General features: G+C 68.0%; 12 protein-coding genes. 4 read left to right on the top strand and 8 right to left on the bottom strand.

Annotated elements, in window-relative coordinates; all coding sequences use genetic code 11:
- The first annotated feature begins 44 nt into the window (after positions 1–44).
- Positions 45–1,961: a phosphogluconate dehydratase gene (gene edd, locus CCR98_RS08365; protein ID WP_087922232.1), complete on the top strand. Its 1,917-nt coding sequence runs from the start codon at positions 45–47 to the stop codon at positions 1,959–1,961.
- 231 nt (positions 1,962–2,192) lie between these two features.
- Entirely contained in the window at positions 2,193–2,852 is a 660-nt protein-coding gene (gene eda / locus CCR98_RS08360; protein ID WP_087922231.1) for a bifunctional 4-hydroxy-2-oxoglutarate aldolase/2-dehydro-3-deoxy-phosphogluconate aldolase, read from the top strand.
- Between the two features lie 329 nt (positions 2,853–3,181).
- On the opposite strand, the gene CCR98_RS08355 is transcribed toward eda, so the two are convergent.
- From CCR98_RS08355 to ispG, 3 genes are all read right to left on the bottom strand, one after another.
- Positions 3,182–3,829 carry a response regulator gene (locus CCR98_RS08355; RefSeq protein WP_005416124.1) on the bottom strand — a complete coding sequence of 216 codons (648 nt, stop codon included), beginning with the start codon at positions 3,827–3,829 and terminating at the stop codon, positions 3,182–3,184.
- A 201-nt stretch (positions 3,830–4,030) separates the two neighbouring features.
- Positions 4,031–4,780, bottom strand: a complete 750-nt coding sequence (locus CCR98_RS08350; protein WP_087922230.1) for a phosphatase PAP2 family protein — start codon at positions 4,778–4,780, stop codon at positions 4,031–4,033.
- The gene (ispG, locus tag CCR98_RS08345; RefSeq protein ID WP_087922229.1) at positions 4,761–6,026 is read right to left on the bottom strand and encodes a flavodoxin-dependent (E)-4-hydroxy-3-methylbut-2-enyl-diphosphate synthase; all 1,266 of its coding nucleotides are present in this window, start codon (positions 6,024–6,026) and stop codon (positions 4,761–4,763) included. The genes CCR98_RS08350 and ispG overlap by 20 nt, the downstream gene beginning before the upstream one ends.
- A 114-nt stretch (positions 6,027–6,140) precedes the next feature.
- On the opposite strand from ispG, the gene CCR98_RS08340 reads away from it, so the two are divergent.
- Positions 6,141–7,367 carry an ATP-binding protein gene (locus tag CCR98_RS08340; RefSeq protein WP_049447253.1) on the top strand — a complete coding sequence of 409 codons (1,227 nt, stop codon included), beginning with the start codon at positions 6,141–6,143 and terminating at the stop codon, positions 7,365–7,367.
- Positions 7,364–7,933: a response regulator transcription factor gene (locus CCR98_RS08335; RefSeq protein ID WP_087922228.1), complete on the top strand. Its 570-nt coding sequence runs from the start codon at positions 7,364–7,366 to the stop codon at positions 7,931–7,933. The genes CCR98_RS08340 and CCR98_RS08335 overlap by 4 nt, the downstream gene beginning before the upstream one ends.
- Before the next feature lie 90 nt (positions 7,934–8,023).
- Here CCR98_RS08335 and pgi read toward each other — a convergent pair whose 3' ends face one another.
- From pgi to panB, 5 genes are all read right to left on the bottom strand, one after another.
- Positions 8,024–9,538, bottom strand: coding sequence for a glucose-6-phosphate isomerase (pgi, locus tag CCR98_RS08330; protein WP_087922227.1), 1,515 nt, complete (start codon positions 9,536–9,538; stop codon positions 8,024–8,026).
- Positions 9,535–9,915 (bottom strand): aspartate 1-decarboxylase, encoded by a 381-nt coding sequence (gene panD / locus CCR98_RS08325; protein WP_006432456.1) that lies wholly within the window; start codon positions 9,913–9,915, stop codon positions 9,535–9,537. Before panD ends, pgi begins: the two co-directional genes overlap by 4 nt.
- Before the next feature lie 87 nt (positions 9,916–10,002).
- Positions 10,003–10,500, bottom strand: a complete 498-nt coding sequence (locus CCR98_RS08320; RefSeq protein WP_087922226.1) for a hypothetical protein — start codon at positions 10,498–10,500, stop codon at positions 10,003–10,005.
- Positions 10,501–10,566: 66 nt separating this feature from the next.
- Complete coding sequence (panC, locus tag CCR98_RS08315; protein ID WP_087922225.1) at positions 10,567–11,406, bottom strand: pantoate--beta-alanine ligase; 840 nt, start codon at positions 11,404–11,406, stop codon at positions 10,567–10,569.
- Entirely contained in the window at positions 11,403–12,218 is an 816-nt protein-coding gene (gene panB, locus CCR98_RS08310; protein WP_004153072.1) for a 3-methyl-2-oxobutanoate hydroxymethyltransferase, read from the bottom strand. The genes panC and panB overlap by 4 nt, the downstream gene beginning before the upstream one ends.
- Positions 12,219–12,238 lie beyond the last annotated feature (20 nt).

Below are 12,238 nucleotides of genomic sequence, written 5' to 3'. Positions count from 1 at the left end.
CCGTGCCGCCGCTTGCCTCTCGCCACCTCGAACGCCGGTAGCCAATGAGCCTCCATCCGCAACTGCAAGCCATCACTGAGCGCGTCATCCGCCGCAGCGCCGCCTCGCGCGCCGCTTACCTGGCCGCGATCGACGCCTCCCTGCGTGAGGGCCCGTTCCGCAGCCGCCTGAGCTGCGGCAACCTCGCCCACGGGTTCGCCGCCTGTGGCGGTACCGACAAGAGCCGCCTGCGCGGCGGCGTGACGCCGAACCTCGGCATCATCACCGCCTACAACGACATGTTGTCTGCGCACCAGCCATTCGAGACCTATCCCGAGCAGATCCGCGAGATTGCCCGCGAGCTGGGCGCCACCGCCCAGGTGGCCGGCGGCGTGCCGGCGATGTGCGACGGCGTCACCCAAGGCCGTGGCGGCATGGAACTGTCGTTGTTCTCGCGCGATGTGATCGCCCAGGCCACCGCGATCGGGCTCAGCCACGACATGTTCGACACCACCGTCTACCTCGGTGTGTGCGACAAGATCGTGCCGGGCCTGCTGATCGGTGCGCTGGCCTTCGGCCATCTGCCGGCCGTGTTCGTGCCGGCCGGCCCGATGACCCCGGGCATCCCGAACAAGCAGAAGGCCGAAGTGCGCGAGCGCTACGCTGCCGGCGAAGCCACCCGCGAAGAACTGCTGGAAGCGGAGTCCGCGTCGTACCACGGCGCCGGCACCTGCACTTTCTACGGCACCGCCAATTCCAACCAGGTGCTGCTGGAAGCAATGGGCGTGCAGCTGCCGGGCGCGTCGTTCGTCAATCCGGGCACGCCGCTGCGCGACGCGCTGACGCGGGAAGCCACCGAGCGCGCGCTCGACATCACCGCACTGGGCGACGACTTCCGTCCGCTCGGCCGGATCATCGACGAGCGCGCGATCATCAACGCCGTCATCGCGCTGATGGCCACCGGCGGTTCGACCAACCACACCATCCACTGGATCGCGGTGGCGCGCGCAGCCGGCATCGTGCTGACCTGGGACGACTTCGACGAACTGTCGCAGCTGATTCCGCTGCTGGCCCGCGTCTATCCGAACGGCGACGCCGACGTGAACCGCTTCGCAGCCGCCGGCGGCCCGGCGTTCGTGTTCGGCGAGCTGATCAAGGCGGGCTTGATGCACGGCGACCTGGTCAGCGTGGCGCGCGGCGGCATGGCCGACTACGCGCGCGAGCCGCAGCTGCGCGACGGCCGGCTGGTCTACCTGCCGGGCCTGGAACACAGCGCCGATGACGAAGTGGTGCGTGGCGTCGACAATCCGTTCGAGCACCAGGGCGGCCTGCGCCTGCTGCGCGGCAACCTCGGCAAGTCGCTGATCAAGCTGTCGGCGGTGAAGCCGCAGTACCGCACGATCGAGGCACCGGCGGTGGTCGTCGATGCACCGCAGGTGCTGAACAAGCTGCACGCCGGTGGCCTGCTGCCCGAGCATTTCGTGGCGGTGGTGCGTTACCAGGGCCCGCGTGCGAACGGCATGCCGGAACTGCATTCGCTGGCGCCGCTGCTGGGCCTGCTGCAGAACCAGGGCCGGCGCGTGGCGCTGGTCACCGACGGCCGCCTGTCCGGCGCCTCGGGCAAGATCCCGGCGGCGATCCACGTGACGCCGGAAGCGGCGCGCGGTGGCCCGCTGGCCAAGGTACGCGAGGGCGACATGATCCGCCTCGATGGCGAGGCCGGCACGCTGGAAGTGCTGGTGGACGCGGCCGAATGGGCGGCGCGTGCGCTCGCACCGAACACCGCGCCTGCCGCGCATGACCTGGGCCGCAACCTGTTCGCAATCAACCGCCGCGTGGTGGGCCCGGCCGACCAGGGTGCGATTTCGATTTCGTGCGGGCCGGCGGCGGCCGATGGCGGGCCGTGGGAGTACGACGCGGAATACGAGCTGGGGCACGATGCCGCGGCGGCGGCCGCGCCGCATGAGGCGAAGGACGCCTGAGGGTTGAAGAGCGTTGCGGGTATGCGTTGGCGGTGAGTGTCCTGGTTGAGGCGGCGGGTAGCCCCCACCAGGACACGCCGTAAACCCATCCATGGGAGCTCGGTCGCGGCATCCATGCCGCTCACGGTCCTGGTGGGGGCTACCCACCGCCTCAGGACAGGGGCCCGGCGCCCTCGCGCCGCGAAGTGATCATTGAAAATCAAATTCGAAAGCAAAGGCAGAAGCAGAGCTATGGGTATCGAACAACATCAGGTGAAGGCGGCGGAGCTGTTGCATGCGGCGGGCATCCTGCCGGTGGTGACGATTCATACGCTGGACCAGGCGCGTGCGGTCAGTGCGGCGCTGCTGGAAGGTGGTTTGCCGGCGATCGAGCTGACGCTGCGCACGCCGGTGGCCATGGAAGCGCTGGCAATGCTCAAGCGCGATCTGCCGGACGTGGTGGTGGGTGCCGGTACGGTGCTGACCGTGGAGCAGATGCAGCAGTCCATCGATGCGGGTGCGGACTTCCTGGTAACCCCGGGTACGCCGCCGGCGCTGGCCGATGCACTGGCCGCCGCGCCGCTGCCGGTAGTGCCGGGCGCGGCCACGCCGACCGAGCTGCTGTCGCTGTACGCGCGCGGCTTCCGCGTGTGCAAGCTGTTCCCGGCCACGGCCGTGGGCGGGTTGGCGATGATCAAGGGTGTGGCCGGCCCGATCGCCGACCTCAAGCTGTGCCCGACCGGCGGCATCACCGAAAACACCGCCGCCGAGTACCTTGAGCAGAAGAACGTGGTCTGCATCGGCGGTTCGTGGATGGTGCCGGGCAACTGGATCGCCAACGGCGAATGGAACAAGGTGCGCGCCAGCGCCGCCGACGCCGCCAAGATCATCAAGCGCGTGCGCGGCCACTGAGCCGATGCAGGTGTAGAGCCGAGCCCATGCTCGGCTCCGCGACACGGGGTCAGAGCCCTTTCCAGCAGCAGGGAAAGGGATCCGATCCCGGGCGATGAGCGCGCACAGCGCGCGACCCGCTCCTGCTCTTCCTTCTTCATTCCGCGGTGGATGCGCACGGAACCTGTCCGTGGCCCTGCGGAGGGATTGCACAGGGGCGTAAGCGCCATGGATGGCGCGCCCGAGCCTCCAGGGATGGATTCACGGCGTCCCCTGCGCAATCCCTGCGCAGGGCCAACCCCACGAATCCTGCCGCACACCGCGAGGGGCTCAGCCGTTGGCCGAAACCCTTACAGCGGCCGCGCCGGATCCACCAGTCCGTACTGGCTGGCCATGCGTGCCAGCGCGATGTTGTCGTGGATCCCCATCTTCTCGAACAGCCGCGCCTTGTGCGTGTTCACCGTCTTCGCGCTCAGGCTCAGGCGCCGCGCGATGTCTTCCTGGCGCAGGCCCTGGGTCAGCAGCAACGCCACTTCCAGCTCGCGCGGCGACAGGCTGTCGAACGGCGAACCGTTGCCTTCCACGGTCGACAAGGCCAGGTTCTGCGCGATGCTGGTGCCCAGGTAGCGCCGGCCCATGGCCACGTCGCGCACCGCACGCAACAGCTCCTGCGCATCGCAGCCCTTGCCGATGTAGCCCGCAGCCCCCGCTTCCAGCAACCGCTTCGGCAGCGGCCCGTCTTCCAGCACCGACACGATCACCACGCGGGTGTTGCGGTGACTGCGGACGATGCGCTCGGTCACTTCCATGCCACTCACGCCGGGCAGGTGCAGGTCGCACAGCACCACGTCCGGCAGCAGCTGGCGAACATCGCGCAGCGCGTCTTCACCGGTCTCGGCTTCGCCCACCACCTCGATGTCGGTCTCCCCCGACAGGATCATCTTCATCCCGGTGCGGACCAGCGCGTGGTCATCCACCAGGTAGACTCGAATCGTCATTCACGTACCTCTTCGAATGCGGCCATTGCAGGTCAAGCTAGGCAGGGCGCCGATACCCCTGCAAGCGCGTTCGAGATGCGACCCAGGCATTCTGCCTTGCGCATCACAGTACCGCGCGTTGTGCTTGCCCCCTGTCTTGCAGAACCTGCTGCAACGAAACAACTGATCTATTACGTAGACGCCCCGGAGGGGCCATCCACGTCAATCCCCCTGTGATGATGCTTCGCTGGCCGTCGCTGGCGGCGAATCCTGACGTCGCCAAGGATGCCGGCGACTGAACATGACCAGATAGCACCCTACCACCCAAACCAGCGCGGCACACCATCCGGCCAGGATGTCGGAGGGGTAATGCACGCCCAGATAGACCCGGGAGACGCTGACCAGCAGGCTGAACGAGGGCGCCAGCAGCAGCACCGGCCAGCGCCAGCGGGTGTTCCAGGCCAGCAGCACCAGCGTCACGGCCAGGGTCATCGAGCCCATTGCGTGTCCGCTGGGAAAGCTGAACGTCGATTCCGGCGCGATCGATTCCCACAGGCTGGGGCGCTGGCGCTGGAAGAAATGCTTGCTGCCCATGTTCAGCAGCGCCGAGCCGACGAAGCTGACCCCCACGAACGTGGCCTCGCGCCAACGCCGGCAGCCCAGCAGCACGCCGATGATCAGCACGTCGGCCGGAATCAGGAACCATTCGTAGCCCAGCCTGGAAATGAGCACGAAGAAGCGGTCCAGCAGCGGTGAATGCAGGCCATGCATCTGCCACAGCAGCGGCGCATCGAAATGGAACGATTCAAACTCGTGCACTTCGTCAGCCAGGGCGACGAAACCGGCCAACGGCAGCAGCACGCCACCGAACAGCAGCACCAGGCGCCAGGCATTGCGCGCCATCCAGTGGCGGAAACCGGAGGCGGACTCCGGCGCAGCGAGGATCGCAGGCTTATCCGGCGCTTCGGACATATTTGTGTTCGACGTAATCGTCGATCAGGGCGACGAACTCCTGGGCGATGTTCTCGCCACGCAGGGTCACCTTCTTCTCGCCATCGACGAACACGGGCGCAGCGGGGGTTTCACCGGTGCCCGGCAACGAAATACCGATGTTGGCGTGCCGCGATTCACCCGGCCCATTGACGATGCAGCCCATCACCGCCAGGGTCATGTTCTCCGCACCCGGATGGTGGATCTTCCACAGCGGCATCTTCTCACGCACGTGGTTCTGCACCACCTTGGCCAGTTCCTGGAAGAACTCGGAGGTGGTGCGGCCGCAACCCGGGCAGGCCGTGACCAGCGGCGTGAAGGCACGCTGGCCGGTGGTCTGCAACAGTTCCTGGGCGACGATCACTTCCTGCGTGCGCGACTGGCCCGGCTCCGGGGTCAGCGAGATGCGGATGGTGTCACCGATGCCTTCCTGCAGCAGCACGCTCAGCGCCGCCGACGAGGCGACGATGCCCTTGCTGCCGATACCGGCCTCGGTCAGGCCCAGGTGCAGGGCAAAGTCGGAGCGCTGGGCCAGGTCGCGGTACACCGCGATCAGCTCCTGCACGCCACTGACCTTGGCCGACAGCACGATGCGGTCGCGCGGCAGGCCGAGCTCCACCGCCTGCTCGGCCGAATCCAGCGCCGAGCGGATCAGCGCCTCGCGCAGCACGCGACCGGCGTCCCAAGGCTGCTCGCGCAGGTTGTTCTCGTCCATCAGCTTCGCCGCCAGGGCCTGGTCCAGCGAGCCCCAGTTGGCACCGATGCGCACCGGCTTGTTGTAGCGGATCGCGAACTCGATCAACTGGGCGAACTGCAGGTCCTTCTTCTTGCCGAAACCGACGTTGCCCGGGTTGATACGGTACTTGGCCAGCGCTTCGGCACACGCCGGCTCGGCGGTCAGCAGCTGGTGGCCGTTGTAATGGAAGTCGCCGATCAGCGGCACGTCGATGCCCATCATCGCCAGCTTGTCGACGATGCGCGGGATCGCCGCAGCGGCTTCCACGGTATTGACGGTCAAACGCACCATTTCCGAACCGGCCCGCCACAGCTCGGCCACCTGCTTCACGCTGGAGGCCACGTCGGACGTGTCGGTGTTGGTCATCGACTGCACCACGACCGGCTTGCCTCCGCCTACGGTGACCCCGCCGATCTGCACGGCATGGGTCTGGCGGCGGGGCCAGGAGGTGGCATCGGAGGGAGGAGTCGGGCGGGTGACGGCGTCGTGCATGGGCGCATTCTACCGCCCGCCCCCGCATTCCGGGTGACTCGCATTCAGCCGGTGGCACGGCTGCGGCCTATTGTCGCAGGCACGGTCGCCCGTGAACGCATACGATGAGCGTGAATGACCGGTCCCGACGCCCCGTTTCTCCGTACCCTGTGCAGCCTGCGCTGGCTTGCCGTAGGCGGCCAGGCCGCCACCATCCTGGTTGCCACCTGGGTGCTGGGCCTGCCGTTGCCGCAGCTGCCGCTATGGGCCGGCGTGGCGGTGCTGGCCCTGTTCAACATCTATACCCAGTTGCGTCCGGAAGCGGCCGACACCGCACCGCTGACCGCGTTCGGCCACATCCTGGTGGACGTGATCATCCTGACCTGGATGGTCGGCTGGAGCGGCGGCATGGCCAACCCGTTCAGCTCGCTGTTCCTGATCCTGATCGCGCTGGCCGCGTTCGCCCTGCCCCTGCGCTGGGCACTGGCGGTGGCGCTGGCCTGCCTGCTCGGCTACGCCGCCAGCGGCATCTTCGGCCAGCCATTGCCGGATGGTTATTTCCGCGCGCAGGACCTCAATCGCTGGGGCGTGGTCGCCAACTTCCTGATTTCCGCCGCGGTGGTACTGGCCTTCTCCACCCGGCTGGCGCTGGCCCTGCGGGAGCGCGAACTGGAACTGTCGGCACTGCGCGAGCGCTTCGCCCGCAACGAGGGCATCGTCGCGCTGGCCACCCATGCCGCCTCGGTGGCGCATGAACTGAACACGCCGCTGGCGACCATGACCCTGCTCGCCGACGACGTGGCCGAGCGCAGCGAAGAGCCGGAAGTGCGCGAGGACATGGAAACGCTGCGCGAGCTGCTGGTGCAGTGCCGGGAGCGCGTGCTGGCACTGGCTGCGCCGGCCTCGGCCGACGCACCGGGCCGCAGCCACTCCAGCGCCCAGCAGGTGCTGGAACAATGGCGCCTGGTGCGGCCGACCATCGACCTGCACCGCAACGACGATGCGCCGCTACGGCTGCCACTCGATCCGGGCGTGGGCCATCTGCTGATGGTCCTGCTCAACAATGCCGCCGATGCCGGCGAAAAGGCCGGCCGGCCGCGCGTGGACCTGGACCTGCGCATCGAAGGCGACGACCTGATCGGCGAAGTCCGCGACTACGGCCATGGCTTCGACGCCCGTGCCGCCGTGCTGCCGGGCAAGCTGTTCGGCAGCAGCAAGAGCGAGGGCATGGGCGTCGGCCTTGCCCTGTCCCATGCCACCATCGAACGCCTCGACGGCGAGATGTGGATGCGCCCGGCCCAGGGGGCCGGCAGCCGCGTCGGCTTCCGCCTGCCGCTGGCCCCACGCGAGGACACCCCATGAGCCTTCACCATTCCCCCCTGGGCCTGCTGGTCGACGACGACGAGCTGTACCTGCGCACCCTGCAACGCAGCCTGGCCCGCAAGGGACTTGAAACGCAGACCGCACAGGATGCCGCCAGTGCGCTGGCGCTGGCCCGCCAGCATCCACCGGCGTTCGCGCTGATCGACCTGAAGCTGGGCAGCGATTCCGGCCTGGCACTGATCCAGCCGCTGCGCGCGCTGCGCGCGGACATGCGGATCCTGCTGGTGACCGGCTACGCCAGCATCGCCACCGCGGTGGAGGCGATCAAGCTGGGTGCGGATGACTACCTGCCGAAGCCGGCCACGGTGCCGATGATCCTGCGCGCCCTCGGCGAGGAAGACGACGGCCCGGCCGACGATGGCGAAATGGAAGTGCCCGATGCGATGACGCCGATCAGCCGCCTGCAGTGGGAACACATCCAGCAGGCGATGCACGAGACCGGCGGCAACGTGTCAGCGGCGGCACGCCTGCTCGGCATGCACCGGCGCTCGCTGCAGCGCAAGCTGGCCAAGCGGCCGAGCCCGGAGCGCGACCCGAGCCGGTGACGCGGCGTCGTGTCCGCCGGGCATGGCCCGGCGCTACCAGCGCAACGAAGGGTAGCGCCGGGCCATGCCCGGCGGCATTCCCAACCCGGATCAGCCCTTCAGCTGCGCCAGGATCTCGCGGGTCATCGGATCGGCAATCGCCACATCCTCGCCCTGCAGCGCCGGCAGCAGGCCACTGGCCAGCTGCTTGCCGAGCTCGACACCGAACTGGTCGAACGCGTTGATGTTCCAGATCACCGACTGCACGTACACGGCGTGTTCGTACATGGCGATCAGCGCACCCAGCGCCTGCGGGGTCAGCGCGTCGAGCAGGATCAGCGTGCTCGGGCGACCGCCCGGGTAGTCACGGTGCGGATCATCGCTGCTCTGGCCGTTGGCCAGCGCCTCGGTCTGTGCGAGCAGGTTGGCCAGCAGGGCCTGGTGATTGATCGTGTAGGGATCATCGTTGTGCACACAGCCGATGAAATCGGCCGGAACGATGCTGGTGCCCTGGTGCAGCGCCTGGAAGAAGCTGTGCTGCACATCGGTGCCTGCCCCACCCCACCACACCGGCACGGTGTCGGTGGTGACCGGCGCACCATCACGCTGCACGCGCTTGCCCAGGCTTTCCATCACCAGCTGCTGCAGGTAGGCCGGCAGCAGCGCCAGGCGCTGGTCGTAGGTCATCACCGCATGCGTGGCATGGCCCAGCACGTTGCGGTTCCAGATGTCGGTCAGGCCGTGCAGCACCGGCAGGTTGCGCTCCAGCGGTGCATCCAGCGCATGCGCATCCATCTGCGCCGCGCCTTCCAGCAGCTGCTCGAAGCGCTCGAAGCCGATCGCCAGCGCGATCGGGAAACCGACCGCCGACCACAGCGAATAACGGCCACCGACCCAGTCCCACATCGGCAGTACGCGATCGGCGGCGATCGCGAAGGCCTTGGCGGCACGTTCCGGATTGGCGCTGACCGCGTACAGGCGCTCGCTGCCGCCCAGCCAATCGTGCAGGATCTGGCCGTTGAGCAGCGTTTCCTGCGTACCGAAGGTCTTGGAGATGAGGATGCCGGCGGTCTTCGCCGGATCCAGCATGGCCAGCGTGCGCTGCATGGCGGCGCCGTCCACGTTCGACACGAAATGCACGCGCAGGCGTGCACCGGAGACCGGGCGCAGCGCGTCGGCGACCAGGCGCGGGCCAAGGTCGGAACCACCGATGCCGACACTGACCACATCGGTCACGCCACTGTCTTCCAGCGCACGCACCAGCACGCCCATGCGCTGGCGGATCGCGCGCGCGGTGGCATAGGCCTCGGCCGCCACCGGCGCATCGACCACATCGCCACGCAGCGCGGTGTGCAGCGCGGCGCGGCCTTCGGTCAGGTTGACCTGCTCGCCGCGGAACAGGCGCGCGATCGCGCCGCCGACATCACGCTCGGCAGCCAGCGCCAACAGCGCCTGCAACGCCGCGGCATCGTATTTCTGCCGGGCGAAATTGACATACAACGGACCGACCCGCAGCGCCAGCTCCTGTACACGACCGGGTTCGGCGGCGAGCAGGCTGGGAATGCTTGCGCCCTTCAGGCGCTGGGCGTGGGAATGCAGCGAGTCGAATCCGTTGTTCGTTGTCATGCGGCCTGGGTCGGGATCGTGTCGTTGGTGTGGGTGATCTGGTTGTTGCCATCAACGTACACCAGCTTCGGCTTGAAGCTGTCAGCTTCCTGCTCGGTCATGCTGGCGAACGCGGCGATGATGATGATGTCACCGACCTGCACGTGGCGCGCGGCGCCACCGTTGAGCGAGACAACGCCGCTGCCGGCTTCGGCGCGGATGGCGTAGGTCGAGAAACGCGCACCGTTGGTCACGTCCCAGATGTGCACCTGCTCGAACTCGCGGATGCCGGTGGCAGCCAGCAGGTTGTCATCGATGGCGATCGAGCCTTCGTAGTTCAGCTCGGAATGGGTGACGGTGGCGCGGTGGATCTTGGTCTTGAGCAGGGACAGGTGCATGGGGGCGCTGCAACGGCAAAGGAAAGAGCGGATTCTAGCACCCGCTTGGCCGTCATCAGGGGGCTGCAGCAGGACGCTGAAGGCCGTTCAGGCGCGCTCGCCCGGCAGCGCTGGCGGCATGGGGCCAACGCTACCTGCCAGCGACAGGCGGAATACCGCATGGAACGCCCAGCCCGCCACCGCACCGAAGCCCCCGGCAGCCAGCACTGACAGGCCATAGCGGATCACATCGAAGGTGTCGACGTAGCGCAGGCGCTGCAGCAGCGGGCCACTGTCATCGCCCGGCCAGGCACAGGTGGCCATGGCCAGCGCGCCCAGGCCGAACCCCACAAGGACGAAACCGACCCGGCGCAGGCGCTGCTGAGACTGCAGGATCAGCGCCATCGGCAACAGCACGGCAATGGCATTGCAGACCGCCAGTACGAACATCAGCCCGCCACCGATCAGGGCCGGCACCGGCGTACGCCCGAGGTCCAATGCAAACAGCAGGCCGCCGAACAGCTGCGCCGGCAGCATTCCGGCAGCCAGCACAGCGAGGATCGAGGCCTGGGCAAGGCGGCCGGCGTCGTTGGTGCGGGGTGTCATGTCCAGTCTCCCGTCCTTGGGATGGTCAGAGGCGCCCGATGCGGGCGCCCCGGAGCCGCATGCGGCTCAGAACTCCAGGTTGTCGATCAGGCGGGTGGTGCCCAGCCGCGCGGCAATCAGCGCCACGCGGCCACCGCCGTCGAAGGTCGGCTCGGCCAGTTCCGGAGTGCGCAGCACGGCGTAGTCCACCTGGAAACCGGCGGCCTGCAGCGCAGCGGTGGCATCGGCCTCGATGCGCTCGCGTGCCTGCCCGGCGACGTAGCCCTCGCGCATGCCCAGCAGGGTGCGGTGGATGGTGGTCGCGACCGGGCGCTGTTCGGCGCTCAGGTACTGGTTGCGCGAACTCTTGGCCAGGCCATCCTCGTCCCGCACGATCTCCGCACCGACGATCTGGATCGGGAACGACAGCTCGGCCACCATCTGCTTGATCACGGCAAGCTGCTGGTAGTCCTTGCGGCCGAACACGGCCACGTCCGGCTGCACCTGCAGGAACAGCCGCGCCACCACCGTGCACACGCCATCGAAGTGACCCGGACGGCTGGCGCCTTCCAGCACTTCACTGACACCCGGCGCGTGCATGCGCGTGGTCCTGTCCACGCCCAGCGGATACATCGCCTCCACGCTGGGCAGCCACACGGCATCGCAGCCGACCTGCTCCAGCCCGGCCACGTCGGCCTCGGGTGTGCGCGGGTAACGGCTGAAGTCCTCGTTGGGGCCAAACTGGGTGGGGTTGACGAAGATGCTCGCCACCACCTTGTCGGCGTACTGGCGGGCCAGGGTCACCAGCGAATGGTGGCCCCCATGCAGGTTGCCCATGGTCGGCACCAGCGCCACGCGCAGCCCCTCGCGCTTCCACTGGGCGATCTGCTCGCGCAGTGCGCCGAGCTCGTTGAAGGTCTGGATCATTGGGCGTAGGCGTGCTGTTCGTCGGGGAAGCTGCCGTCGCGCACGGCGTCGGCATAGGCGCGGGTGGCACCGGCCACCGAACCGCCTTCGGCAAGGAAATCCTTGACGAACTTGGGACGGCGATGGCCACTGTCCAGGCCGAGGAAATCGTGCAGCACCAGCACCTGGCCATCGCACTGCGGGCCCGCGCCAATGCCGATGGTCGGCACATCCACTGCAGCGGTCACTTCGGCGGCGACCGGAGTCGGCACGCATTCGAGCACCATGATGCTGGCGCCGGCAGCGGCCACGGCCCTGGCATCTTCCACCAGCTGGCGCGCGGCATCGCCACGGCCCTGGATCTTGAAGCCGCCCAGTCGCAGCACCGACTGCGGGGTCAGGCCCAGATGCGCGCAGACCGGGATCTCGCGCTCCACCAGGTAGCGGATGATGTCGACCTTGAAGCCTGCACCTTCGATCTTGACCATCTCGGCACCGGCCTGCAGCAGCTGCAGCGAGGCATCCAGCGCGCGTTCGGGCGTAGCGTCGGCGCCGAACGGCAGGTCGGCCACCAGCAGCGCACGCTGCAGCACGCGGGCTACGGCGCGGGTGTGGTAGACCATGTCGGCCACGGTCACCGGCAGGGTCGAATCATGGCCCTGCACGACCATGCCCAGCGAGTCGCCGATCAGGATCAGGTCAACGCCGTTGGCGTCGAAAGTGCGGGCAAAGCCGGCGTCGTAGGCGGTCAACATGACCAGCTTCTGGCCATTGCGCTTGGCCTCGGCCAGGGCGGGAACGGTCCAGGGCTTGCTGTCTGCGTGGGTGCTCATGTGCTGATAACCGGGGGAGA

The organism is Stenotrophomonas sp. WZN-1, assembly GCF_002192255.1.
Taxonomy (GTDB): domain Bacteria; phylum Pseudomonadota; class Gammaproteobacteria; order Xanthomonadales; family Xanthomonadaceae; genus Stenotrophomonas.
The sequence above is the reverse complement of the archived record's forward strand: the minus strand, read 5'-3'. Positions and strand labels throughout refer to the sequence as shown.